The organism is Streptomyces sp. NPDC058671 (assembly GCF_042716475.1).
GTDB lineage: Bacteria > Actinomycetota > Actinomycetes > Streptomycetales > Streptomycetaceae > Streptomyces.
This window is the reverse complement of the sequence record NZ_JBHXSA010000017.1, coordinates 1-25,883: the sequence shown is the minus strand read 5'-3', so window position 1 is coordinate 25,883 and position 25,883 is coordinate 1. Positions and strand designations below refer to the sequence as shown.

Below are 25,883 nucleotides of genomic sequence, written 5' to 3'. Positions count from 1 at the left end.
CGCCGCCGTGCGGGGGTCCGCCGTACCGGTGACGCCGTCCACCGGTCGGCCGACACGCCGTCAGTTCCCGGGCCCGTTCCCGGCGCGCGGAACGGCTCACGGGTACGCACGATCGGCCCATGCGTGCCTCACTCGCCTCCTCGATCGCCGTCAGCTGTGCGGCGGTCCTCGCCCTGCCGGTCTCCCTCGCCGCGCCCGCGGCGGCCGAGGTCCCCCAGGCGCTCGGGCCGCCCTCCTCGCTCTCCGCGCTGCCACCCGCGCCCGACCTCCACGGCTCCACCCGGTCCCTCCCGCTGGAACCCCTGTCCGACGCGTCCGACCGGTCCTTCGGGGGCGGGGCGGACGGTACGGAGACGCAGGGACTCACCCGGCTCGACGTCCAGCCCTTCTCACTCGTCGGCGTCGTGTGGGACGACCCCACGGCCGCTTTGCACGGCACCGTCCAGGTCCGCACCCGGGCCACCGGCGGCGGAGCCTGGTCGCCGTGGCAGGACGTGGAGACCCACAACGACGACCACGGCGCCGACCCCGACACCGCGGAGGGCGCCGGCCGGGCGCTCAAGGGCTCCACGGCCCCGCTGTGGGTGGGCGACTCGGACGGCGTCGAGATCCGCGTACGGGGGGAGGAACCGCTTCCCGAGGGCCTGCGCCTGGAACTGGTCGACCCGGGCGAGGGCCCGGCGGAGACCGCCCCCGAGACCGCTCCGGAGACCCCTCCCGAGGTCACCCCGGTGGGCGTCGCGGCGGCGGCCGCTCCCGATGTCGCTCCCGCCGCGCGTACCGCTGTGGCCGCCCTGGTCCAGGCCGGGCTCGGTGCGGCGGAGGCGGCGGTCAGCGCGGTCAACGCCCAGCTCGCCCCGTACGGCGCGGCCTGGATCCCGGCCCTGTCGAAGGAGGCGACCGCGTTCACGGTCCCGTACGCGCCGTCCACGCCGTACATGGAGCCGGCGGAGGCAGGGGAGCCGGCCGAGGTGGTGGAGCCGGCGGAGGCCAAGGAACCGGCTCTGCCCGACGCCCTGCCCGAGGCCCAGGCCGCGGCGAAGCCGTACATCGGTCCCCGACCCAAGATCATCACGCGCAAGGGCTGGGGCGCGGACGAGAAGATCCGCGAGAAGGGCTTCGTCTACACGAAGAGCATCAAGGCGGCCTTCGTGCACCACAGCGCGACCGGTAACAACTACACCTGCGCCCAGGCACCCTCCGTCCTGCGCGGTATCTACCGCTACCACGTCCTGAGCAGCGGATGGCGAGACTTCGGCTACAACTTCGCCGTCGACAAGTGCGGAAACATCTACGAAGGACGGGCCGGGGGAGTGGCCAAGCCGGTCCTCGGCGCGCACACCCTCGGCTTCAACACCAACAGCATGGGCATCGCCGTCCTCGGAACCTTCAGCAAGACCACTCCGCCCGCCGCCGCGGTGACGGCCGTCGCCCGCCTGACGGCCTGGAAACTCGGGCTGCACGGGGTGAACCCGAAGGGAACGTCGTACCTCGTCTCAGGAGGCGGAAACCTGTACGCGAAGGGCAAGAAGGTCCGGTTCAACGCCATCGCGGGACACCGCGACGGATTCGCGACGGAGTGCCCCGGAGTACGGCTGTACGGCAAGCTCGGGACGGCCCGCGCGAGCTCCGCGAAGTACCAGGGGAGGCGCTGATGGGGGCATCGGGGCAACCATCTGCCTAAACTGACCGGTCATATCGCACGGACGACCGACACGGGCGTGCTGACCGACCCCGAACAGGAAGCAGAGACGACAAGGTGACAGAAGCGATCCTCCTGGTCGGTGGCAAGGGAACGAGGCTGCGACCGCTCACGGTCAACACGCCGAAGCCCATGGTCCCGGCAGCGGGCGTCCCCTTCCTGACGCACCAGCTGGCCCGCGCCCGCGCCGCCGGCGTCGAGCACATCGTGCTCGCCACCTCCTACCTGGCCGAGGTCTTCGAGCCGCACTTCGGAGACGGCTCCTCGCTCGGCCTGAGCCTGGAGTACGTCACCGAGGAGGAGCCCCTCGGCACCGGCGGCGCGATACGCAACGTGGCCTCGCGGCTGCACTCGGGCCCCGACGACCCGGTCCTCATCTTCAACGGGGACATCCTCACGGGCCTCGACATCGGGGCGCTCGTCGCCACCCACTCCTCCTCCGGCGCGGACGTCTCCCTCCACCTCACCCGGGTCGAGGACCCGCGCGCCTTCGGTCTGGTGCCCACGGACGCCACCGGCCGCGTCACGGCCTTCCTGGAGAAGCCGCAGACGCCCGAGGAGATCGTCACCGACCAGATCAACGCGGGCGCGTACGTGTTCCGGCGCTCGGTCATCGACACGATCCCCGCGGGCCGCCCGGTCTCGGTCGAGCGCGAGACCTTCCCGGAACTCCTGTCGTCCGGCGCACACCTCCAGGGCATGGTCGACTCCACGTACTGGCTGGACCTCGGCACCCCGCAGGCCTTCGTCCGCGGCTCCGCCGACCTGGTCCTCGGCCGCGCCCCCTCCCCGGCCGTCCCGGGCCGCTGCGGCGACCGCCTGGTCCTGCCGACGGCCCGGGTCGCCCCGGACGCCAAGCTGACCGGCGGCACGGTCGTCGGCGCGGACGCGGTGGTCGGCGAGGGCGCCCGCGTCACGGGCTCCACGATCCTGGCGGGCGCGGTCGTCGAACCGGGCGCGGTGATCACCGACTCGCTCATAGGCGCGGGCGCCCGCATCGGCGCGCGCTCGGTCCTCACGGGAGCGGTCATCGGCGACGGCGCCCACGTGGGCCCCGACAACGAGCTCCGCGAGGGCGTCCGCATCTGGTGCGACGCCACCCTCCCGGCAGCCACGGTCCGCTTCTCCTCGGACCAGTAACCACGCGCACCATTACCCACACGGGCACGTGGTCGTCCCGTCGTGCCCGTGCGTTCCGCAGGGCGTGGGCCCCGGGGGGGGCACCACGCACGCGGCGCCCGTCCCTCGGGCCCGTCACCCCGAGGACCTGGGACGGCGCCGCATCCGCACCCACTCCGGCCCCGTTACGCTCGTATCCATGGCCGGCCGCTTCACACCCCCCACCACTCCCACCCGCACCACCGTGCGCGGCGGCCACACCCACGCTCCCGTCGCCGTCACGGACGACACCCCGCTCGACCTGGGCCTCACCCTCGGCCCCCTCCGCCGCGGCCCCGCCGACCCCACCTTCCGCGCCACCCCCGACGGCTCCGTCTGGCGGGCCAGCCGCACCCCGGACGGCCCCGGGACCCTCCGGGTCCGTATCCGCGAGGGACGCGCCGCGGCCGAGGCCTGGGGCCCCGGAGCGCCCTGGCTCCTGGACCGCCTCCCCGGGCTGCTCGGCGCCGACGACGACCCGGCCGCCTTCGTCCCCCGCCACAAGCTGGTCCTCGCGACCCACCGCCGCCGCCCGGGCCTCCGCCTCACCCGCACCGGCCTGGTCCTGGAGTCGCTGATCCCCTCGGTCCTGGAGCAGAAGGTCACTGCGGACGAGGCGTACCGCTCGTGGCGGGTGCTCGTGCGGAAGTACGGCGAGCCCGCGCCGGGACCGGCCCCCGAGGGTATGCACGTGATGCCGGACGCGCGTACGTGGGCGATGATCCCGTCCTGGGAGTGGCACCGCGCGAACGTCGACGGCAAGCGCTCGGCCACCATCGTCCGCGCCGCCCAGGTGGCGGCCCGCCTGGAGGAGGCCGCGCACATGGCCCCGCCGGCCGCCCGTGAGCGCCTGGAACTGGTCCCGGGCATCGGCCCCTGGACGAGCGCCGAGACGGTCCAGCGCAGCAACGGCGCGCCGGACGAGGTCACCACCGGCGACCTCCACCTCCCCGGCATCGTGGGCTGGGCGCTCGTGGGCGACCGGACCACCGACGACGCGGCGATGCTCGACCTCCTGGCCCCGTACGCGGGCCAGCGCCACCGAGCGGCCCGCCTGATCCTCCTCAGCGGCCGCGTCCCACCCCGCAGAGCCCCACGCATGACCCCCGGCGACATCACGCGGATCTAGGGCCCGTCGTTCGGATCAGGCCGGGCTCGCGGGGACTGATCCGAACGAAAGGCCCGAGGGCCGGGCGTCCGGATCATGCGGGGCCCGTGCCCCGCACACCCCACCTCTCACCGCACCTCGACGAACTCCGCCGCCCCCCGCGCCGCCCGTTCCCTCGGCGCCGCCGCCGGATGGCCGATCGCGACCGCGCCGAGCGGGTCCCACCCGGCCGGCAGGTCGAGGACCTCCCGTACGACGTCCCGGCAGAACATCGTCGAGGACACCCATGCCGAGCCGAGCCGCTCACCCGCGAGCGCCACCAGGAAGTTCTGTACGCCCGCGCCCGCCGCCACCACGAACATCTCGCGTTCGGCCGCGTCCCGGCGCGGGTCGCCGTAGTGGTGGGAGCCGTCCATGACGAGGCAGGGCACCGCCAGGTAGGGCGCGTCGCGCAGGACGTCCCCGCGGCGCACCCGCTTGGCGATGGACTCCTCGGACCTGCCGTCCCGCCGCAGGTCCGCGATCCACGCGTCCCGCATCGCGTCGAGCAGTCGGACCCGGGAGGCCGCCGACTCCAGGAGCACGAACCGCCACGGCGTGGTGTGGTGCGGCGCCGGAGCCGTCACGGCCGCGGCGACCGCGCGCCGTACCGCACCCGGGTCGACCGGATCCGAAGTGAACTTCCGTACGGTCCGCCGCAGCGTCACCGCCTCGCGTACGGCCTCCGAGGTACCGAGCCGGAACATGTCGTCGGCCGCGCCGCGCACCAGCGCCCGGGCGCCCGGCTCCTCGTCCCCGCCCACCACGTGCGGCAGGCCCCGGACGACGGCGACGGGAAGACCCGCCGCCTTGCCCTTCACCAGGTCGCCCGCGGCGGCGAGCTCGTCGGCGGTGGCGACCACGGTCGCGCTGAGCGGATTGCCGTACGTGTCGGTCCCGCCGCGCAGGTCGTCGAGGACCCGCACGCCGGCCGCCCCGATCGCCACGTCGGTGAGCCCGCTGCGCCAGGGCCGCCCGAAGGTGTCCGTGACGACGACCCCCACGTCGACGCCGAGCGCCTCGCGCAGCCCCGAACGGATGCGCCGCGCCGAGGCGTCGGGGTCCTCGGGCAACAACAGCACCGTCCCGGCGGGGGTGTTGGACGCGTCGACCCCCGCGGCGGCCATGACGAGCCCCTGCCGGTTCTCGACGATCCGCAGGGTCCCGCGCCGCGCCACCACCCGCACGGTCTCGGCGTCGATGACCTCCTCGCGGTCGGCGGCGGCGACCACCCGCCCCTCGGCCTTGCTCACGATCTTGGAGGTGACGAGGAGGACGTCCCCGTCGACGAGGTCAGGCGAGACGGAGGCGATCAGCTTGGCCAGGTCGTCCCCGGCCGCCACCTCCGGCAGTCCGGGCAGCGCCCAGACCCGGTACGAAGGGGGTACGGGGGTCACCCGCGGACCTCCTCGGCGAGCGCCAGCGCCTCCCGCGCCATCGCGGCCGTCGCCTCGATGTCGGTCATCATCAGCGGGACCGCCCGGCAGCGGATGCCCGCCGCCTCGACCTCCGCGACGGCGCCCGCGTCGACGGTGTCGACGAGCCAGCCGTCGACGAGTTCGGAGCCGTAGTGCCGGGCGACGGCCGCCGCCGTGGACTCCACGCCCACGGCCGCGAGCACCTTGTCGGCCATGCCGCGCACGGGCGCGCCCCCCACGATGGGGGAGAGGCCCACGACGGGCACCTCGGCCGCGACGATCGCTTCGCGGATCCCGGGCACGGCCAGGATCGTCCCGACGCTGACCACGGGGTTGGACGGCGGGAAGAGGATGACGTCCGCGTCGGCGACGGCCTCCAGGACACCCGGCGCGGGCTTCGCGGCCTCCGCGCCGACCGGCACGATCGCCTTCGCGTCCACGGAGGCGCGCAGCTTCACCCAGTACTCCTGGAAGTGCACCGCGCGCTGCTCGCCGTCGACCTCGATCGCCACGTGCGTCTCGACGCGGTCGTCGGACATGGGCAGGAGGCGTACGCCGGGCTGCCAGCGGGCGCACAGCGCCTCCGTGACGGCGCTCAGCGGGTAACCCGCGCCGAGCATCTGCGTACGGACGATGTGGGTCGCGAAGTCCCGGTCGCCGAGACCGAACCACTCGGGTCCGACGCCGTACTCGGCGAGCTCCTTCTTCACGGTGAAGGACTCGTCGCGGCGGCCCCAGCCCTGTTCCTCGTCGATGCCACCGCCGAGGGTGTACATCACCGTGTCCAGGTCGGGGCAGACCTTCAGCCCGAAGAGATGGATGTCGTCACCGGTGTTGCCGATGACCGTGATCTCCGCGTCAGGCGCGGCCTGCTTGAGGCCGCGAAGGAAACGGGCACCACCGATGCCGCCGGCCAGAACCACAATGCGCATGCGGAGCAGTCTGTCAGGCGACGACGACACCGGGGGCGGCCGGGGCGCACCGGCCCTGGAGCGACTCGTGCATCGGCATCTCGGTGAGACCCGGGAAGTAGACGTGCAGGCTGACGGCCGGTTCGAGGGAGTCGTTGACGACCTCGTGGACGTACCCCGGCGCGAACACCCGCTCCGCGCCGGGCACGAGCGTCCGCGTGCCCCGGTCCGTACGCTCCGTCAGCTCGCCCTCCAGGACGGTCAGGACACCGGAGGAGACCCCGTGGTCGTGGAGCCCGCTGCCCTGGCCGGGCACCCAGGAGAGGAGCCACACCTCGTAGCCGGGGCCGGTGCGCAGCCGGTGGTACCAGCGGGTGGTGGCGTCGTACTCGACGTACGGGGCCCACTGGGCGCGGTCGTCGGCGATCGAGCGGGCGAGGCCGGCGAACTCGGCCACGGTGACCGGGTGGGGGCGCTCGGGCTGGAGGAGGTGCGGGACCTCGAGGATGTCGCCGGCGATCTGAAGGTCGCTGTCCATGTTCATGGGTGGGGAGGTTCCTCAGCAGAAACAGAAGCGGTGGGGGTCACGAGGCAGAGGTGACGCGAGTGACGCGTGTGACGCGGGGTGGCGCTATGAGGAGAAGCTGGAGCTCTACGGCATCAACAGCTGGAACAACAACAGCAACAGCGCGCCTGGACAGCGCGGCGGAACCCACGGCTGTGGGTCGCGGAGAGCGCTGCGGTCGCTGGCATGCCACCAAAGGTGGCCGCCAGGGCACCCGACTGTCAACTCAATGCCCGATTTGGGGGTAATGTTTCACCTCTTCTGATTGCTGCGCGGGGAGAAAGGTTTGCTCATGCGCCGACCAGGAGAGATGGCGCTTCGGTCGTGCTCGTAAACCTGGCAGCCTCGTCGTGAGGGCGGGGCGGGTCGTGATCGGACTGTGATCCGGATCGCTTCCATGGCTGGATCGCAACAAGATCCACGTCCTGGACGTCTTCCTTGCGGGACCACGCGGTGCGGCCAGACCGGTGGCATGTGTCACGTTTTTTGGTGATTTGAACACTTTCCGCATACGCTTGGTTCCGCAGAGTGAATACCGGGCCCAATAGCAGATCTCGGCTTGACTCGCACAGAGCACGAACTTGTAATTTCACTCGTGTCGTTCGGCCGGTTTCGCAACGGCAACATCACGGGGACGCACAGAACAGACGAGGGGCGCACATGACCGAGTTGTTCCAGGAACTGCTGGTCGAGGACGCGGACGAGGAACTCGGCTGGCAGGAGCGCGCGCTGTGCGCCCAGACCGATCCCGAGTCCTTCTTTCCCGAGAAGGGCGGCTCGACCCGCGAGGCCAAGAAGGTCTGCCTCGCCTGCGAGGTCCGCTCCGAATGCCTCGAATACGCCTTGCAGAACGACGAGCGCTTCGGCATCTGGGGCGGCCTCTCCGAGCGCGAGCGACGCCGCCTGAAGAAGGCCGCCGTCTGAACGGCGCGAAGCCCGCCGGTGCCCGCGCACCGGGCCGCGCCCACCACGACACGCGGAACGGTCCGCCCCTGTGACCCATCCACAGGCGGCGGACCGTTCTGCGTGTTCTGTACGAAACCGTTCCGCACCCTCTGTCCACAGGTCGGCGGACCGCTCCGCGTGCAGCCGTTAGTGTGGGCCTCCGTCCGAGACGCTCCCCACGCCCTTCGCGGGCGACCCCGGCCGGAGGGCCCGTAGCTCGATGTCCTCAACTCCTGAGTTTCCGCGACACGTCGTCACCGCCGTGCTCGTCACCCACGACGGCGCCCGCTGGCTGCCGGACGCCCTCGCCGGGCTGCTCGCCCAGGAACGCCCCGTGCAGAACGTGGTGGCCGCCGACACCGGCAGCGCCGACGACTCGGCGCAGCTCCTCGCCGACGCCATCGGCACCGACCGCGTCCTCCACCTCGCGCGCCGCACCGGCTTCGGCACCGCGGTCGAGGAGGCCGCCCGCACCGCGCCCGTGCTCGGACCCGAGGACCTGCCCTACCTGAAGCGGCCCAGCGGCTGGGACCCCGTCAGCCGGACCTGGAACGACGACGCCTACGACCTCCCCGACCTGCCGCACGGCGAACCGGTCCAGTGGCTCTGGCTCCTCCACGACGACTGCGCCCCCGAGCCCGCCGCCCTCGCCGAACTCCTGCGCGTCGCCGACTCCGACGCGCACGCCGCCGTCATCGGACCCAAACTGCGCGGCTGGTACGACAGGAAGCAGCTCCTGGAGACCGGCGTCTCCATCGCCCGCAGCGGCCGCCGCTGGACCGGGCTCGACCGCCGCGAGCAGGACCAGGGCCAGCACGACCAGGTCCGCTCCGTCCTCTCCGTCTCCACCGCCGGCATGCTGATCCGCCGGGACGTCTTCGAGGAGCTCGGCGGCTTCGACCGGCGCCTGCCCCTCATGCGCGACGACGTCGACCTGTGCTGGCGCGCCCACTCCGCCGGCCACCGCGTCCTCATCGCCCCCGACGCCGTCCTCCGGCACGCCGAGGCCTCCGCCCGCGAGCGCCGCACCGTCGACTGCGCCGGGCGCACCGCCGCCAACCCGCACCGCGTCGACAAGGCCGGCGCCGTCTACACCCTCCTCGCCAACACCCGGGGCGCGGCCCTCCCGTACGTCCTCCTGAGGCTCGTCCTCAGCACCCTGCTCCGCACCCTCGCCTACCTCGTCGGGAAGGTCCCCGGGCAGGCCGTCGACGAGGTCATGGGCCTCCTCGCCACCCTCCTGCGCCCCGAGAAGATCCTCGCCGCCCGCAAACGCCGCAAGAACCCGGCCGTCGCCGCGAGCGAGCTCCGCCCGCTGTTCCCCCCGCCCGGCGCCACCGTCCGCGCCGCCGTCGAACAGCTCACCGCGGACTTCGGCGGCGACGAGGCCGACTCCGGCGGCTCCCGCCACGGCGTCGTCGAGTCGGGTCCCGGCGGCGACGACGCCGACTACCTGGAGATCGAGCAGTTCGCCCGGCTCAAGAAGATCGCCGCCAGACCCGGCCCGGTCCTCTTCGCCCTGCTGCTCCTCGTCTCCCTCGTCGCCTGCCGCAACCTCCTCGTCGGCGGCTCCCTGGCCGGCGGCGCCCTGCTGCCCGCCCCCGACACCGTCTCCGGCCTCTGGTCGCGCTACGCCGACACCTGGCACGCCCTCGGCACCGGCGGCACCCAGACCGCCCCGCCCTACCTCGCCGTCCTGGCCGCGCTCTCCGCCCTCTTCCTCGGCTCCACCTCCACCGCGCTGACCCTGCTGCTCGTCTGCTCGGTCCCGCTCGCCGGCTTCACCGCGTACTTCGCCTCCCGAGGCATCGTCGAGTCCCGGCTTCTGCGCGCCTGGGGCGCCATCGCCTACGCCTTCCTGCCCGCCGCCACCGGCGCCCTCGCCACCGGCCGGCTCGGCACCGCCGTCCTCGCGATCCTGCTCCCGCTGACGGCCCGCGCCGCCGTCGCCGCCCACGGCCTCAACCGGCCCGACCGGGGCAGCTGGCGCGCCACCTGGGCGTACACCTTCCTGCTCACCTTCACCATGGCCTTCACCCCGGTGGTGTGGCCGCTCGCCGTCCTCCTCGGCCTGGGCGTCCTCGTCGTACGCCGCTCGGACATCACCGCGTACGGACTCCGCTTCCTGGCCGCCGTCGGCACCCCCCTCCTCGTCCTCGCCCCCTGGTCGCTCACCCTCCTCACCGACCCCGCCGCCCTCCTGCGCGAAGCCGGCCGCGACATCCGTACGGGCACGGCCACCGCGCTCGACCTGCTCGGCACCAGCCCGGGCGGCCCCGGCACCACCGGCGGCCTCCTCCTCCTGGGACTCGTCCTCGCCGCCCTGGCCGGACTGCTCCGCGAGGAACGCCGGACCGCCGTCCTCGCCGCCTGGACCGCCGCCCTCGCGGGACTCCTCCTCGCCGTCCTCACCAACGGCGCGGGCGGCACCGGCTGGGCCGGACCCGCCACCCTCGTCTACGGCGCCGCCCTCATCGCCGCCGGAATGATCGGCGCCGAAGGCGGTCGCACCCGCGTCGCCGCCCACGGCTTCGGCTGGCGCCAGCCCGTGGCCGCCCTGATCGCCCTCGCCTGCGCCGTCGGCCCGGCCGTCGCCGCCGCCGGCTGGATGATCGCCGGCGCCGACGGTCCGCTGACCCGCCGCGACCCGGTCCAGGTCCCGGCCTTCGTCGCCGAGGAGAGCGGTACGCGCGACCAGCCCCGCACCCTCGTCCTCGGCGGCGGCTCGCCCGGCCAGGTCGACTACAGCCTGGTCCGCGGCTCGGGCGCCCGCCTCGGCGACGCCGAACTCACCGCGGGCGCCGAGGCGGACCCCCGTCTCGACGCCGTCGTCGCCCACCTGGTCGCGGGCTCCGGCGCCGACCAGACCCAGGAGCTCAGCGGCTACGCGATCCGCTACGTCCTCGTACGGGACGGGGCGCCGCGCCAGATGAGCCGCGTCCTCGACTCCACCCCCGGGCTCAGCCGCCTCAGCCAGCTCGACGGCAGCGCCCTCTGGCGCGTGGACCGAGAGATCGCCCGCGTCATGATCGTCCCGCCGGCCGGACCGGCGGAGAAGCCGGCCGACACAGCGAAGGCGACGCCCCCGGTCGCCGTCGCCGCGGGCCCCGTCGAGGCGCACACCGACATCCCGGCCGGCCCCGCGGGCCGGGTCCTGCGCCTCGCCGACCGCGCCGACGAGGGCTGGACCGCCACCCTCGACGGCAAGGAGCTGACACGCACCACCGTCGACGGCTGGGCGCAGGGCTTCGAACTCCCCGCCGGAGCCGGCCGCCTCGACGTCACCTACGACCAGCCGCTCACCCGCACCGCGTGGATCTGGACCCAGGCCGGCCTCGCCGTCGTCCTCCTCGTCCTCGCCCTGCCCGGCCGCCGCCGCCAGATCGACGACGACCTGCCCGACGAGGAACTCGCGATCCCCGCCCAGGCGACCGAGGGCGACGGCCGCAGGGCCCGCCGTCTGCGCGCCGCCGCGGAGGCGGAGGCGGAGGCCGAGGCCGGGGCCACCGGGGCGGGACCCGGGAGCGAACCCGCCGCCGTCCCCGAGCAGCAGGCGTACGAGCCCCAGGAATGGGAGGGCGGCTACGACCCGGCCTACGCCCAGGCCCAGGAACAGCCCCAGGCCCAGAACCAGGAGCAGCCCCAGCCCCAGGCGTACGCCGAGCAGGGCTACTACCAGGACTACGCCGCCGACCCGTACCAGCAGCAGCCGTACGCGTACCCCCAGCAGGGCTACGAACAGGGCTACGGCCAGCAGGGGTACGAGCAGCCGCAGCACGACCAGCAGCAGTACGAGCAGCAGGGTCACGAGCAGCAGCAGTACGAGCAGCCGCCCCAGCAGTACGAGCAGCCGCAGCATCCCGACCAGCAGCAGTACGACCCGTACACCTACGGCTACGGGCACCCCCAGGGCCACGAGACCGAGCAGCGTCCCGACGGGAGCAGCAACCAGTGAAGCGCACGACCCTCTCCCTGATCGCGGTCGCCACCGGGCTCGCCGCCCTCACCGGCTTCGCGTCCCTCACGGCCCCGGACGGCACCGCCACCCCCGGGGCCAAGGCCCCCACGCGCCTGCCGGTGGAGCGCGCGGGCCTGGTCTGCCCGGCGCCCAGCACCTCCGAGGTGGCCGAGACGCGCTACACCTCGTACACCCCTCCGAGCACGGGTTCGGGCTCGGCGGCCGGTGCCCCGGGCAAGGGCGAGGCCGAGCAGCCCACCGCCCAGCTGCGGCCCGCCGCGGGCACGACGCCCTCCGGCGGCACCGCCAAGGGCGGCAAGAAGCCCAAGGCCCCCAAGGCCCCGGCCACCGTCACCGCCCCCGGCAAGCCCGTCACCGCCGAGGCGGAAGGCCCCGCCGTGCCCGCCCTCGCCGGCTCGGCGACCGGCACCCTCGCGCCCGGCTGGACCGTCCAGCAGACCACCGTCGTCCCCGCCGGCGGCGCGGGTGGTCTCCTCGGCCTCAGCTGTGGAGCCCCCGACACCGACTTCTGGTTCCCTGCGGCCTCCACCGCCAAGGAGCGCCAGGACTACGTCCACCTCACCAACCCGGACGACGCGGCCGCCGTCGCCGACATCGAGCTGTACGGGCCCGAGGGCCCCCTCACGTCCCAGTTCACCGACGGCATCCCGGTCCCCGCCCGCTCCACGGTCCCCGTGCTCCTCTCCACCCTCACGGGCGAGGCCGCCAAGCAGGTCGTCACCGTCCACGTCACCACCCGCAGCGGACGGCTCGGCGCGGCCGTCGCCGCCGCCGACGACAAGCTCGGCAGCGACTGGATCGCGGCCGCGACCGACCCGGCGAGCCGCGCCGTACTCCCCGGCATCCCCGCCGACGCCACCTCCGTCCGGCTCGTGGCCTTCGCCCCCGGCAACGACGACGCCGACCTGAAGGTCCAGCTCGTCACGGCGACCGGCACGATCGTCCCGGCCGGCGCCGGTTCCCTCCACCTGAAGTCCGGGATGACGGCCTCCGTCGACCTGCCGGACCTCACCCGCGGCGAGGGCGGCTCCCTGCTGCTCACCCCGAGCGACCCGAAGAAGCCCACCCCGTTCGTGGCCGCCCTCCGGGTGGTGCGGGGCAAGGGCGACAACACCGAGGTCGCCTTCGTACCGGCGGCCGCGGCGATCTCCGACCGCGCGACGGTCGCCGACAACCGGGCCGGGGCCACGACGCTCTCCCTGACCGCGCCCGACGCCGCCGCCCAGGTCAAGGTCACGGCCTCGGCCGGTTCCGCGGCGGGCACGCCGGTGTCGAGGACGGTCACGGTCAAGGGCGGTACGACGACGACCCTCACGGACCTGGTCCCCGAGGGCCTCAAGGGTTCGTACGCGATCACCGTCGAACCGGTCTCGGGCGGCAGGGTGTACGCGGCCAGGACCCTGGCGCTGCCCCTGGACGGCACACCGATGTTCACGATCCAGACCTTCGCCGACGACCGCGGCACGGTCGAGGTCCCGACGGCACACCAGAACCTCGGGGTGCTGGACTAGGACCTGACCAGCAGGCACCGGATCAACGCCGGTCCGGCAGGCACGGACCACAGCCTGTCCGGCGGGTCGGCGCTCAAGGCCGGTCGGGACAGGCCCCTGAGGCTCGGCCGGGGAGCCCTTCCGCCGGCTCAGTCCTGCCCGTAGCGCGGATCGACCGACTCGGGGGAGAGCCCGAGGAGTTCCGCGACCTGCTCCACGACCACCTCGTGGATCAGGAGCGCCCGCTCGTCCCGGTTCTTCGACCGGATCTCCACCGGGCGCCGGTAGACGACCACCCTGGCGGGCTCGTTCTTCTCGGCGGGGGCCGAGCCTCCCAGCGGCACCGTCTCGCCCGACACCGGCGGAGGCACCTCCATCACCATGAAGTCGACGTCCGCGAGCTGTGGCCAGCGCCGTTCGAGGCGTTCGACCGAGTCGAGCACCAGATCGCGGAAGGTGTCGGCCCGGCTCGCGGAGAGCGGCACCTGCGGCGGGGCGACCGGTCCGCGCATCCCGCGGCCGTGCCGGTCGCGGCGGCGCACCCGGGGCTCCGCCGGAGGCTCCGGGGGACGGTGCGAGGGGCTCGGCGGCACAGGACTGTCCATCACTGACGCAGCGTAACCCTCATCTGTCTCCCCGCACTCTGGCGCGTCCCCGCCGCCGCCCCCGGGGCCGCCGCCCCACCCCCACCCCCGATGGCGAAACCTGAACATTCCGGCCAATCATCCGCTCGATTCCCCAGGCCCTCGTGATCGGCCATCTGGCCGTGGTTGACCGGATCTGTACCCCAGACTGTCCGGATCGACTCCCGGCCCCGCCCCCATGCGTCCTCTCCCACGCAGGTCGGAGCGACCACCCCGGGCGGCGGCGTGGGGGAGGTCACAGCGCGACACGGGCGGGTGACCTGAGGGCGAGTCGTCGCGGCCCGCTCAAGAGTGCGGTACCGTCCAACGTCGTGAGCCCTGTACGTCGCTGTTCGCGCACCGCGTGCGGCCGCCCTGCCGTCGCGACACTGACGTACGTCTATGCCGACTCGACTGCGGTCCTCGGCCCGCTCGCCACCTACGCCGAGCCCCACTGCTACGACCTGTGCGCCGAGCACAGCGAGCGCCTCACCGCCCCACGCGGGTGGGAGGTCGTGCGGCTCACCGACGGTTCCGCTCCGCCCCGCCCCAGCGGCGACGACCTCGAAGCCCTGGCCAACGCGGTACGGGAGGCGGCCCGCCCCCACGAGCGCGCGGCCGAGGCGGGCGGCAAGGGCGGCGGAGGCCGTGGCGGCGACCCCATGGAGGTCGGCCGCCGAGGGCACCTCAGGGTGCTCCGCTCGCCGGACAACTGAGCCGACGGCCAGGCCCGGACACGGCACCGATCCGGCACCGATCCGGCCCGGATCCGAGCGCAACAGGCCACGGTCCGCTTACCCCTCCCCGCGCCGGGTAGTTTGGGCGTTCCGTACACGTGCCGCACACACGTGCCGAGAAAAATCTCAGGAGGGTGGATCCGTGACTGCCGATCTGTCGCAGATCGTGAAGGCGTACGACGTCCGCGGAGTGGTACCCGACCAGTGGGACGAGGATCTCGCCGAACTCTTCGGCGCCGCCTTCGTACGGGTGACGGACGCGGACGCGATCGTCATCGGCCACGACATGCGCCCCTCGTCGCCCGGCCTGGCCGACGCCTTCGCGCGCGGCGCGGCCCGCCTCGGCGCCGACGTCACCCTGATCGGACTCTGCTCCACCGATCAGCTGTACTTCGCGTCCGGCAGCCTCGGCCTGCCCGGCGCCATGTTCACCGCCTCGCACAACCCGGCCCAGTACAACGGCATCAAGATGTGCCGCGCGGGCGCCGCCCCCGTGGGGCAGGACACCGGCCTGGCGGAAATCCGCGAACTGGCCGAACGCTGGTCGGAGACCGGCGCGCCGGAAGCCGCGGCCACGCCGGGCACGGTCTCGCGGCAGGACACCCTGGCGGACTACGCCGCCCACCTGAAGGCCCTCGTCGACCTCACGACGATCCGCCCCCTCAAGGTGGTCGTCGACGCGGGCAACGGCATGGGCGGCCACACGGTCCCCACCGTCTTCGACGGCCTGCCGCTGGACGTCGTCCCGATGTACTTCGAGCTGGACGGGACGTTCCCGAACCACGAGGCGAACCCGCTCGACCCGAAGAACATCGTCGACCTCCAGGCCCGTGTCCGCGCCGAGAGCGCCGACCTCGGTCTCGCCTTCGACGGCGACGCGGACCGCTGCTTCGTCGTCGACGAGCGCGGCGAGCCCGTCTCGCCGTCCGCGATCACGGCCCTCGTGGCCGCCCGCGAACTCGCCAAGCACCCCGGCGGAACGATCATCCACAACCTGATCACCTCCTGGTCGGTGCCCGAGGTCGTCCGCGAGAACGGCGGCGAACCCGTCCGCACCCGCGTCGGCCACTCCTTCATCAAGGAGGAGATGGCGAAGACCGGCGCGATCTTCGGCGGCGAGCACTCCGCGCACTACTACTTCAGGGACTTCTGGAACGCGGACACGGGCATGCTCGCCGCGCTCCACGTCCTGGCGGCCCTCGGCGGCCAGGACGGCACCCTGTCCGACCTGGTGTCGTCGTACGACCGCTACGCCTCCTCGGGCGAGATCAACTCGACCGTCACGGACCAGGCCGCGAGCGCGGCGAAGGTCAGGGCGACCTACGAGCGCGAGGGCGCGACCCTCGACGAGCTCGACGGCCTCACGGTGACGGCCGCGGACTGGTGGTTCAACCTGCGCGCCTCCAACACCGAGCCGCTGCTCCGCCTCAACGTCGAGGCCCGCGACGAGGCCACCATGGTCAAGGTCCGCGACGAGGTCCTCGCCCTGGTCCGGGCGACGGACTGACCCGGCAGGCCGCCGGGGAACGGGGCGCCCCCCGTCCCCCGGCGGTAGGCTGACCAGGCCCGACCCCCGCTTGTTCGAAGGGACACCCCATGCCGCTCGAAGCCGGCCTCCTGGAGATCCTGGCCTGCCCCGCGTGCCACGCTCCGCTGAACGACCGCACGGCGGACGAAACCCCCGAACTCCTCTGCACGAGCCCGGACTGCGGCCTCGCCTACCCGGTCCGCGACAACATCCCGGTCCTCCTGACCGACGAGGCCCGCCGCCCGTCGTGACCCGACCGAACGAGCCCACCTGACGAAGACAGGCCGCGACGGTGGCACGGCCGCCGAACGGCGGGCGGGTCCCGACGCGGGCCCCGTCACCGAACGGCAGTAAGGCCCGCCACCGGCACGGCCACCTGACGGCGGCATGCCGCGACGGGTGGTACGGCCCGCACGGGGCCGTGGCCACGCAAGAGCCTCACGGCCACCAGACGGCGGCGGGTCCGCGCGACGGCACGGCCACCCGCCGGGCGGCAACGCCACCCGAGGACGTACGGCCACCCTTCGGGGGCTGCGCCCAACGGCGGCACGGCCACTCACGCGGTAGCCGTCGGCCAGGTCCGACTGAGGTACGGCCACCCGTCGGCAGGCGGCACCCGCTCCCGGCGCCGAAGGCCCGGACCACCAGAAGCCGGCCCGGGCCTCCGAAGCCGGGGCGAACACCACCAGGCCCGGACACCACCCAAGGGCGGTCCCCGGCCTACCTCCCCCGGGGGGAGGGTCAGCTGTCGAAGGCGAGCACTCGTCCTCTCCACCGGGGAGGGTCAGCTGTCGAAGGCGAGCACCCCTCGCCACCCGGGAGGGTCAGCCGCCGACGGCGAGCACCCCCACGGGAAGACCCGCACCTCTGCGTTCTCAGCTGCACGGGTGGTGCGGGTGGGAACCGAAAAGCCCGGCCGAAGGCCGGGCACACCACGAAGCCCCGCCCCCACCGAGCCCCGCCACCACAACCCCCGCCCCCGCCAGGGGCCCCGCCCCCACCGAGCCCCCGCACCACGAGCCCCGCCCCGCACCACGAGCCCCCGCACCACGAGCCCCGCCCCGCCAAGGGCCCCGTCCCCGCCAGGGCCCCACCCCCAAGAGCCCCCCAACACGCCGCCCTCCCCGCAGGGGACCGCACGACGACGACGCGACCGACCGACCGGAGGCACCGCCCCATGCTCGACGAGACCCTCCTCGACGCCCCGGACGACCTGGCCCTGGCCGACCACCGGGGCCTCCTCCGCGCCGCAGCGGAGGCGGGTGCCCGCGTACGGACGGCAGCCCGCCACGCCGCCGAGGCCGGCATCGCGGACCTGCGCCCCGAGGGCCGCCCCCGCGCCGTCCTCGTCGCGGGCCCCGGCACCGTGGCCGCCGGTGTCGCAGACCTGATCGGCGCACTGGCCGGGGCCTCGGCCCCGGTCGTACGTCTCCAGCCGACTGGCGTCGCCCCCGCCGCGGGCGCGCTGCGCTGGGCGCTGCCCGGCTGGGCCGGCTCGGTGGACCTGCTCCTGCTGCCGACGACGGACGGCTCCGAACCGGGCCTGGCGCTCCTCGCCGAGCAGGCGTACCGCCGCGGCATGTCGGTCGTCGCCGTCGCCCCGAGGACCTCACCGCTCGCCGAGGCCGTCAGCGGCTCCCACGGCCTGTTCGTGCCGATGGCCACCGCACCGAACGAGACCGCCGACGAGTCGGCCGAGACCCTCGCGGCCGGCCCGGGTGCGCTGTGGGCCCTGTTCACCCCGCTGCTCGCGCTCCTGGACCGGGTGGGGCTGGTGGAGGCGCCGCCGGAGACGCTGGAGAAGGTGGCCGACCGGCTGGACCGTACGGCCGAGCGCTGCGGCCCGGCCGTCGCCACGTACGGCAACCCGGCGAAGACGCTCGCCGCCGAGCTCGCGGACTCGCTGCCGCTGATCTGGACCGAGGGCGCGGCGGCGGGTCCGGCGGGCCGCCGTTTCGCCGCGGTCCTCGCCGAGATCGCCGGACTGGCGGCCCTGGCCGCCGAACTGCCGGAGGCCCTGCCCGCGCACGGGGTCCTGCTGTCGGGCGACTACGCGGCGGGCGCCGACCCCGACGACTTCTTCCGCGACCGGGTCGACGAGCAGCAGGCGCTGCGTGCCCGGGTCGTGCTGCTCAGGGACCGCCCGGCGGAGGGCCTCACCGCGGCGCACGCGGCCCGCGAACTGGCCCTCAGCCACGAGACCGCCGTCAGCGAACTGGAACCGGAGGAGGGCGGCGACCTGGAGACCCTGGCGGAGCTGCTGGCCGTGACCGACTTCGCGGCCGTCTACCTCTCCCTGGCCACCCGAGGCCACACGCCCCACTAGAAAAAACACCACCCCACCCCCCTCACCTCCCCCACCCCACCCCCCGGCCCCACCCCCCATCCACCACCCCGTCACCCACCCGTCACCCGACACCTGTCACCTGTCTCCCGACACCCCTCACCATCCGTCACCGCCCCGAGGAGCTGGCAGGCACCATGGACCGCCTCGTCAACACCGTTCGCCCCTACGCCTGGGGCTCCACGACGGCCATCCCGGAACTGCTCGGAATCGCCCCGTCCGGCGAGCCCCAGGCCGAGATGTGGATGGGCGCCCACCCCGGCGCGCCCTCCCGCACCGAGCGCGGCTCGCTGAACGAGCTGATCGACGCCGATCCCGTACGCGAACTGGGACGGCGTTCCGTCGAGAAGTTCGGCCCCCGCCTCCCGTTCCTCCTGAAGGTGCTCGCCGCGGGCGCCCCGCTCTCCCTCCAGGTCCACCCCGACCTGGCGCAGGCACGGGCCGGCCACGCGGCCGAGGAGGCCGCCGGCGTCCCGATCGACGCCCCGCACCGCACGTACAAGGACGCCAACCACAAGCCCGAGCTGATCTGCGCCCTCACGCCCTTCGACGGCCTGTGCGGCTTCCGCGCCCCCGCCGAGGCCGCCGATCTGATCGCCGCACTGGGCGTCGACTCGCTCAAGCCGTACGTCGACCTCCTCCACGCCCACCCGGAAGAGGCGGCACTCCGCGAGGTCCTCACGGCCCTGCTGACCGCCGACCCGGAGGAGATGGCGCACACGGTGGCCGAGGCGACCGCCGCCGCCGACCGCCTCGGCGGCGCCCACGCGCCGTACGCGAGCCTCGCCCACCACTACCCGAGCGACCCCGGCGTCATCGCCGCGATGCTGCTCAACCGGGTCCGGCTCCAGCCCGGCGAGGCGCTCTACCTCGGCGCGGGCGTGCCGCACGCCTACCTCGACGGCCTCGGCGTCGAGATCATGGCGAACTCCGACAACGTGCTGCGCTGCGGACTCACCCCCAAGCACATCGACGTGCCCGAACTCCTGCGGGTGGTCCGTTTCGAGCCGACCGACCCGACCGTCCTGCGCCCGGAGGCCTCCCCGACGGGCGAGGAGGTCTACGACACCCCGATCGACGAGTTCCGCCTCTCCCGGTTCGCCCGGGCCGAGGGCGCCGCCCCGACCGATCTGACCAGCCCCACCCCGCAGATCCTGCTCGCCGTCGCCGGTCGCCCGAAGGCGGGCGAGATCACCCTCGGCCCCGGCGAATCCGTCTTCGTGCCGGCAGGCGTACCGGCCGAACTCTCGGGTAGGGGGACGGTCTTCCGCGCCACCGTCGTGGCCTGATGCAACAATGACCGGCCGAACCGCGGCGACAGAGCCGATGCATCGACGAAGGGAACCCGTACACCCATGAGCGCGTCAGGCGGAACCAAGGCGATCGTGGCGGCGCTCGCCGCCAATCTCGCGATCGCCGTAGCCAAGTTCGTGGCGTTCCTCTTCAGTGGTTCGTCCTCGATGCTCGCGGAGAGCGTCCACTCCCTGGCCGACTCGGGCAACCAGGGCCTGCTGCTCCTCGGCGGCAAGAAGGCCCAGCGGGAGGCGACCCCGCAGCATCCCTTCGGCTACGGCCGCGAGCGGTACATCTACGCCTTCCTCGTCTCCATCGTCCTGTTCTCCGTCGGTGGCATGTTCGCCATCTACGAGGGCTACGAGAAGATCAAGCACCCGCACGAGATCCACGCCTGGTACTGGCCGGTCGGCGTCCTCGTCTTCGCGATCATCGCCGAGACCTTCTCCTTCCGTACGGCCATCAAGGAGTCCAACGCGATCCGTGGCGGGCTGTCCTGGACCCAGTTCGTCCGCCGGGCCAAGGCCCCGGAGCTGCCCGTCGTCCTCCTGGAAGACCTGGGCGCCCTCGTCGGCCTGATCCTGGCCCTCGGTGGCGTCAGCCTGGCGCTCGCCACCGGCGACGGGGTCTGGGACGGCATCGGCACCCTCTGCATCGGCGTCCTGCTCATCGTCATCGCGATCGTCCTGGCCGCCGAGACCAAGTCGCTGCTGCTCGGCGAGTCCGCCGGCATCGAGGACGTCAAGAAGATCGAGGACGCGGTGGTCGACGGCGAGACCGTCACCCGCCTCATCCACATGCGCACGCTCCACCTCGGCCCCGAGGAACTCCTCGTCGCCGCGAAGATCGCCGTCCGCCACGACGAGTCGGCCGCCGAGGTCGCGAACGCGATCAACGCCGCGGAGGAGCGCATCCGCGCCGCCGTCCCGATCGCCCGGGTCATCTACCTGGAGCCCGACATCTACGACGAGACGGTCGCCTCGAACGGCGTGAACCCCGCCAAGCACCCGGGCGGCACGGGTCACTGACCCACGCCCCACCAGACCCCCGGAACCCACGGTCCCGGGGGTCTCGCGCGTCCGTACGAGCCCCTCGGAGCCGCCCCGTGATCCCGATGCGGACTGTGGCCCACCGCCCCTTCCGGTGTAGATTCGTGACCAGCCAGACGTCGCTGCTGATGGCGGTCGGGCGGTCCGCAGGACCGGCCGAGGGAGAGAGGGCCTCCGACGACGGCACCGTGGAGTACCCGGGCATTCGTGTGCCCTGGGAGCCCCGTGGCGCCCGGCGCCCCAACCGACCCTCGCACCCGACCACACGAGGAGCAGCCCGTCATGACGACCGCCACCCACCAGGACTTCAAGGTCGCCGACCTCTCCCTGGCCGTATTCGGCCGCAAGGAGATCACCCTCGCCGAGCACGAGATGCCCGGCCTGATGTCGATCCGCCGCGAGTACGCCGAGCAGCAGCCGCTCGCCGGCGCCCGCGTCACCGGCTCCCTGCACATGACCGTGCAGACCGCCGTCCTCATCGAGACCCTGGTCGCCCTCGGCGCCGAGGTCCGCTGGGCGTCCTGCAACATCTTCTCCACCCAGGACCACGCCGCCGCGGCCATCGCCGTCGGCCCGAACGGCACCCCGGAGAACCCGCAGGGCGTCCCCGTCTTCGCCTGGAAGGGCGAGACCCTCGAGGAGTACTGGTGGTGCACGGAGCAGGCCCTGACCTGGCCGAACACGCCCACCGGCGGCCCGAACATGATCCTCGACGACGGTGGTGACGCCACCCTCCTCGTCCACAAGGGCGTCGAGTTCGAGAAGGCGGGCTCCGCTCCGGACCCGGCGACCGCGGACAGCGAGGAGTACGCCCACATCCTCCGTCTCCTCAACCGCACCCTCGGCGAGAACCCGCAGAAGTGGACCCAGCTCGCGTCCGAGATCCGCGGCGTGACCGAGGAGACCACCACCGGCGTCCACCGCCTGTACGAGATGCACCAGGCCGGCTCCCTCCTCTTCCCGGCGATCAACGTGAACGACGCCGTGACGAAGTCGAAGTTCGACAACAAGTACGGCTGCCGTCACTCCCTCATCGACGGCATCAACCGCGCCACCGACGTCCTCATCGGCGGCAAGACGGCCGTGGTCTGCGGCTACGGCGACGTCGGCAAGGGCTGCGCCGAGTCCCTCCGCGGCCAGGGCGCCCGCGTCATCGTCACCGAGATCGACCCGATCTGCGCCCTCCAGGCGGCGATGGACGGCTACCAGGTCACGACCCTCGACGAGGTCGTCGAGACCGCCGACATCTTCATCACCACCACCGGCAACAAGGACATCATCATGGCCGGGGACATGGCCAAGATGAAGCACCAGGCCATCGTCGGCAACATCGGCCACTTCGACAACGAGATCGACATGGCCGGCCTCGCCAAGACGCCGGGCATCGTCAAGGACGAGGTCAAGCCGCAGGTCCACACCTGGACCTACCCCGACGGCAAGGTCCTCATCGTCCTGTCCGAAGGCCGCCTCCTCAACCTGGGCAACGCCACCGGTCACCCCTCCTTCGTCATGTCGAACTCCTTCGCGGACCAGACCCTGGCCCAGATCGAGCTCTTCACGAAGCCGGAGGAGTACCCGACCGACGTCTACGTCCTGCCGAAGCACCTGGACGAGAAGGTCGCCCGCCTCCACCTGGACGCGCTCGGCGTCAAGCTGACGACCCTCCGCCCCGAGCAGGCCTCCTACATCGGCGTCGAGGTCGAAGGCCCCTTCAAGCCGGACCACTACCGCTACTGATGCCCCGGCCGGCGGCGCCCGCGCACTGACGTGACGCCGACCGGACACCCGTAGAGGACCCAGGCAGGCCCCCCGCACCCCCGTGCCGGGGGGCCTGCCCCGTCCCGCCCCCGCTACCGCTCCTGGAAGCGCCCCCTCCCGAGGACCGACCCATGCCCCGCGGCCGATATTCGCTCCATGACCCGCACGACCACACCCCCCTCGGTGAAGAACACTTCCACTGCGCGCCCGGCCCCTCCGGCTGGCGCTACGTCTCCCAGCTCACCACCCCCTCCGGCGACCACCAGGGCTCCGTCGACCTGGCCGTCGACGAACTGGGCCGCCCCCTCCGCCTCGAACTCCACGCCGCCGGCTGGCAGGTCCGCGGCGCGGCCCTCGACGGCGTCACCTGGGTCCGCACGGACCCCACCGGGACCCACGCCACCGAAGGCAATGTGCGCGCCCACGCCTTCACCGGCACGTCCCCGGCGTTCCTCGTCGCGCTCACGCGACTCCTGCGTCTCACCCCCGCTTCCCCCGAGACCCGTGTCAGGCTCGTCGCCTTCACGGACCCGGTGCTCGCCCCCCTCACGGTCGACCAGTCCTGGGCCCTGCTGAGAAGTGAAGCGCACGCCACTGACAACGGCCCCCTGACGGTGGACGAATACCAGGTCAGCGCCCTGGCCACGGGCGAAAGACACACCGTCCACATCGCCGGGGACGTGATCCTCGCGGCCCCCGGAATCGAACTCGAAGCCCTGGAAACCCCGCCGTCGGTCTTCCCCTGACGGTCAGGCCGGGGGAGCGAACCCGGTGGCGCGCACGGTGCTCTCCTCGCCCCCGCCGCCACCCGGTGCTGCGGGGCGCGGAGCAGCGGCTACGGGCGGAACGACAACCGAAGAGCCCCCACCGGACACCCCCGTCCCCTTCCCTCCCGCACCGGCCGGCCCCGCCCCCGGGGCCACCGTCCGCCGGGCGTCCCGGGCCTGCCGCTCCGCCACCACCCCCGCCAGATACGCCTCGGCCGGAACCCCCGGCGGCGGAGGCGTCCCGGTCCGCGTCACCAACGCGTCGGCCAGCCGCTCCGCGAGCCGCCGCCCCACGGCCGGGTCCAGCTCACGCGCCCGCGTGAGGTACTGCCGTATCTCCAACCACAGGGCCTCGGGCACCGCCGAAAGATCCAATCCCGAGAACCGCCCCACCAACCACGGCGGCGGCGGAGGCACGAACTGAACCCGTGCCGCGGGCATCCGCTCCCGCACCACCAGCGTCCCCGCGAAGACGTCACCAAGCCGCCGCCCCCGCTCCGACACCAGCGACGCCACACAGGCGACGACCCCGAACGTCATCAGGATCTCCACGACCCCCATCGCCCCGCGCACCAGCGCGTGCCGGAACCGGACCGGCCCGCCGTCGTCCCGCACCACCCGAAGCCCGCACGCCATCTTCCCCAGCGACCGCCCGTGCGACAGCGTCTCCACCGCGATCGGCGCTCCCACGAGGATCAGGAGGAAGGAGGCGATGGACACCGCCATCCCCGCCGCCTCGTCGAGCGACGCGGTCGCGACCGCGAGCCCCAGCGTGATCAGCAGGTACGCGGTCCACACCACCGCGAGGTCGATGAGCACCGCCAGCGCCCGGCTCGGCAGCCGGGCGGGCTGCAACCCCAGTACGACGGCGTCTCCCGTCACCCACCCACTCACGGCACCCACCCTTCTCCGACCTTCCCGACCCCTCCGAACGCCAGTCTGCCAAGCTGACCCGCAGCGCGCCGCAGCAGTACGGACCCGTCCGCAGCCGATGCCTGGAGCAGCAGCCGATCATGGACCTCGACGTCTACGTCACCGCCCACCGCGCTGAGTGGGAGCGCCTCGACCACCTCCTGGGCCGCGGCGGCAAGCTGACCGGCGCCGAGGCCGACGAACTCGTCGCCCTGTACCAGCGCACGGCCACGCACCTCTCGATCGTCCAGTCCACCGCCCCGGACCCGATGCTCACGGCCCGGCTCACCCAGCTCGTGGCCCGCGCCCGCGCCACCGTCACCGGCACCCGCCGCTCCTCCTGGCGTGACGCGGCCCGGTTCCTGACGGCCGGCTTCCCGGCGGCCGTCTACCGCTCACGGCACTGGTGGATCCCCACCGCCGTCCTCTCCACCCTGCTCGCCGTCCTGATCGGCTGGTGGGTCGGCACGCACCCGGAGGTCCAGGCCGCGATCGGCGCCCCCGCCGAACTCCGCGAGATGACCCGCCCGGGCGGCCAGTACGAGACGTACTACTCCAGCCACCCGGCGACCTCCTTCGCCGCCCAGGTCTGGACGAACAACGCCCGGGCCGCCGCCATGTGCCTGGTCCTCGGCGCGTTCCTGGGGATCCCGGTGCTGTGGATCCTCTTCCTCAACATGCTGAACGTCGGTGTCGCCGTCGGCCTGATGTCGTCCGCCGGCCGCCTCGATGTCTTCCTGGGCCTGATCCTTCCCCACGGCCTGCTCGAACTGACCGCCGTCTTCGTGGCAGCGGGCACGGGCCTCCGCCTCGGCTGGACCGTCATTGACCCAGGCCCCAGGACCCGCCGCGCGGCCCTCGCGGAACGGGGCAGGGCGGCCGTCGGCATGGCGATCGGCCTGGCCCTGGTCCTCTTCGTCTCCGGCCTGATCGAAGGCTTCGTCACCCCGTCCGGACTGCCCACCTGGGCGCGGATCACCATCGGCATCGCCGCGGAGCTGGCCTTCCTCGCCTACGTGTACGTCCTGGGCGGTCGCGCCTCCCGCCTGGGCGAGTCCGGCGACCTGGACGAGCCCGACCGCAGCGCGGAGCTCCCCACCGCCGCCTGATGTGCGTACGGCCCCGCTGACCTGTTAGTGTCCTCCGGTGCCCACAAAAGCCGTTGACACGGCTGACGTGTGGAGGTAGATTTAAACGGTTGCCTGGAGCTGGACAGTTCGGCAGCAACCAAGTTAAAGTCTCACTCACTCCGGTCGGGAATTCGATTCCACGGAGTCACTCCGATTCTTATTCGAATCACGAAAGCCACCGATTAGGTCGGCCGAAATGAATCTGATAAAGTCGGAACCGCCGAAAGGCCCCCGGAGTGAAAACAAAAGGGACCGGAAAGCACCGAGGAAATCAGGTCGGAAAGATCTGGTAGAGTCGGAAACGCAAGACCGAAGGGAAGCCCGGAGGAAAGCCCGAGAGGGTGAGTACAAAGGAAGCGTCCGTTCCTTGAGAACTCAACAGCGTGCCAAAAATCAACGCCAGATTAGTTGATACCCCGTCCATCTT

Annotated in this window: 20 protein-coding genes; 15 read left to right on the top strand and 5 right to left on the bottom strand. The window is 73.0% G+C overall.

Features of this window, described 5'->3' with window-relative positions; genetic code table 11:
- The first annotated feature begins 119 nt into the window (after window positions 1-119).
- The 3 genes from ACFWV2_RS21440 (at window position 120) to ACFWV2_RS21430 (ending at window position 3,989) form a co-directional block, all read left to right on the top strand.
- Window positions 120-1,655, top strand: a complete 1,536-nt coding sequence (locus tag ACFWV2_RS21440) for an N-acetylmuramoyl-L-alanine amidase (protein ID WP_384406621.1) — start codon at window positions 120-122, stop codon at window positions 1,653-1,655.
- Window positions 1,656-1,759: 104 nt separating this feature from the next.
- Window positions 1,760-2,842, top strand: a complete 1,083-nt coding sequence (locus ACFWV2_RS21435) for a sugar phosphate nucleotidyltransferase (protein WP_384406620.1) — start codon at window positions 1,760-1,762, stop codon at window positions 2,840-2,842.
- 178 nt (window positions 2,843-3,020) lie between these two features.
- Window positions 3,021-3,989: a DNA-3-methyladenine glycosylase family protein gene (locus tag ACFWV2_RS21430; protein ID WP_384406618.1), complete on the top strand. Its 969-nt coding sequence runs from the start codon at window positions 3,021-3,023 to the stop codon at window positions 3,987-3,989.
- Between the two features lie 107 nt (window positions 3,990-4,096).
- Here the strand turns inward: ACFWV2_RS21430 and ACFWV2_RS21425 are convergent, their stop codons facing one another.
- The 3 genes from ACFWV2_RS21425 to ACFWV2_RS21415 are packed head-to-tail and all read right to left on the bottom strand — an operon-like array spanning window position 4,097 to window position 6,880.
- Window positions 4,097-5,404 (bottom strand): coenzyme F420-0:L-glutamate ligase, encoded by a 1,308-nt coding sequence (locus ACFWV2_RS21425; protein WP_384406616.1) that lies wholly within the window; start codon window positions 5,402-5,404, stop codon window positions 4,097-4,099.
- Window positions 5,401-6,357, bottom strand: a complete 957-nt coding sequence (gene cofD / locus ACFWV2_RS21420; protein ID WP_384406615.1) for a 2-phospho-L-lactate transferase — start codon at window positions 6,355-6,357, stop codon at window positions 5,401-5,403. The genes ACFWV2_RS21425 and cofD overlap by 4 nt, the downstream gene beginning before the upstream one ends.
- A 13-nt stretch (window positions 6,358-6,370) precedes the next feature.
- Complete coding sequence (locus ACFWV2_RS21415; RefSeq protein ID WP_384406613.1) at window positions 6,371-6,880, bottom strand: cysteine dioxygenase; 510 nt, start codon at window positions 6,878-6,880, stop codon at window positions 6,371-6,373.
- Between the two features lie 681 nt (window positions 6,881-7,561).
- Here ACFWV2_RS21415 and ACFWV2_RS21410 point away from each other — a divergent pair.
- The 3 genes from ACFWV2_RS21410 (at window position 7,562) to ACFWV2_RS21400 (ending at window position 13,336) form a co-directional block, all read left to right on the top strand.
- Window positions 7,562-7,825, top strand: coding sequence for a WhiB family transcriptional regulator (locus tag ACFWV2_RS21410; protein ID WP_015033978.1), 264 nt, complete (start codon window positions 7,562-7,564; stop codon window positions 7,823-7,825).
- A gap of 241 nt (window positions 7,826-8,066) precedes the next feature.
- The gene (locus ACFWV2_RS21405) at window positions 8,067-11,801 is read left to right on the top strand and encodes a glycosyltransferase family 2 protein (protein ID WP_384406611.1); all 3,735 of its coding nucleotides are present in this window, start codon (window positions 8,067-8,069) and stop codon (window positions 11,799-11,801) included.
- A complete protein-coding gene (locus ACFWV2_RS21400; RefSeq protein ID WP_384406609.1) occupies window positions 11,798-13,336 on the top strand; it encodes a DUF5719 family protein in 1,539 nt (512 codons plus the stop codon). The genes ACFWV2_RS21405 and ACFWV2_RS21400 overlap by 4 nt, the downstream gene beginning before the upstream one ends.
- A gap of 128 nt (window positions 13,337-13,464) precedes the next feature.
- On the opposite strand, the gene ACFWV2_RS21395 is transcribed toward ACFWV2_RS21400, so the two are convergent.
- Window positions 13,465-13,920 carry a metallopeptidase family protein gene (locus ACFWV2_RS21395; RefSeq protein WP_384406835.1) on the bottom strand — a complete coding sequence of 152 codons (456 nt, stop codon included), beginning with the start codon at window positions 13,918-13,920 and terminating at the stop codon, window positions 13,465-13,467.
- Window positions 13,921-14,219: 299 nt separating this feature from the next.
- Between ACFWV2_RS21395 and ACFWV2_RS21390 the strand changes: the two genes are divergently transcribed.
- The 8 genes from ACFWV2_RS21390 to ACFWV2_RS21355 all read left to right on the top strand — a co-directional run bounded on the left by ACFWV2_RS21390 (window position 14,220) and on the right by ACFWV2_RS21355 (window position 23,393).
- Window positions 14,220-14,654 carry a DUF3499 domain-containing protein gene (locus ACFWV2_RS21390; RefSeq protein WP_384406833.1) on the top strand — a complete coding sequence of 145 codons (435 nt, stop codon included), beginning with the start codon at window positions 14,220-14,222 and terminating at the stop codon, window positions 14,652-14,654.
- A 163-nt stretch (window positions 14,655-14,817) separates the two neighbouring features.
- Entirely contained in the window at window positions 14,818-16,182 is a 1,365-nt protein-coding gene (locus ACFWV2_RS21385; RefSeq protein WP_384406607.1) for a phosphomannomutase/phosphoglucomutase, read from the top strand.
- An 89-nt stretch (window positions 16,183-16,271) separates the two neighbouring features.
- Window positions 16,272-16,454: a Trm112 family protein gene (locus ACFWV2_RS21380; protein WP_073820091.1), complete on the top strand. Its 183-nt coding sequence runs from the start codon at window positions 16,272-16,274 to the stop codon at window positions 16,452-16,454.
- A 926-nt stretch (window positions 16,455-17,380) separates the two neighbouring features.
- A complete protein-coding gene (locus tag ACFWV2_RS21375; protein WP_384406605.1) occupies window positions 17,381-18,529 on the top strand; it encodes an SIS domain-containing protein in 1,149 nt (382 codons plus the stop codon).
- 155 nt (window positions 18,530-18,684) lie between these two features.
- Entirely contained in the window at window positions 18,685-19,836 is a 1,152-nt protein-coding gene (manA, locus tag ACFWV2_RS21370; protein ID WP_384406603.1) for a mannose-6-phosphate isomerase, class I, read from the top strand.
- 66 nt (window positions 19,837-19,902) lie between these two features.
- The gene (locus ACFWV2_RS21365) at window positions 19,903-20,868 is read left to right on the top strand and encodes a cation diffusion facilitator family transporter (RefSeq protein ID WP_384406601.1); all 966 of its coding nucleotides are present in this window, start codon (window positions 19,903-19,905) and stop codon (window positions 20,866-20,868) included.
- 303 nt (window positions 20,869-21,171) lie between these two features.
- On the top strand, window positions 21,172-22,626 hold the full coding sequence (ahcY, locus tag ACFWV2_RS21360) for an adenosylhomocysteinase (protein ID WP_384406599.1): 1,455 nt from the start codon (window positions 21,172-21,174) through the stop codon (window positions 22,624-22,626).
- Between the two features lie 152 nt (window positions 22,627-22,778).
- Window positions 22,779-23,393, top strand: a complete 615-nt coding sequence (locus ACFWV2_RS21355) for a hypothetical protein (RefSeq protein ID WP_384406597.1) — start codon at window positions 22,779-22,781, stop codon at window positions 23,391-23,393.
- Between the two features lie 3 nt (window positions 23,394-23,396).
- Here the strand turns inward: ACFWV2_RS21355 and ACFWV2_RS21350 are convergent, their stop codons facing one another.
- Window positions 23,397-24,308 carry an RDD family protein gene (locus tag ACFWV2_RS21350; RefSeq protein WP_384406595.1) on the bottom strand — a complete coding sequence of 304 codons (912 nt, stop codon included), beginning with the start codon at window positions 24,306-24,308 and terminating at the stop codon, window positions 23,397-23,399.
- 119 nt (window positions 24,309-24,427) lie between these two features.
- Here ACFWV2_RS21350 and ACFWV2_RS21345 point away from each other — a divergent pair, with 119 nt between their 5' ends.
- On the top strand, window positions 24,428-25,435 hold the full coding sequence (locus ACFWV2_RS21345) for a stage II sporulation protein M (RefSeq protein WP_384406593.1): 1,008 nt from the start codon (window positions 24,428-24,430) through the stop codon (window positions 25,433-25,435).
- Window positions 25,436-25,883 lie beyond the last annotated feature (448 nt).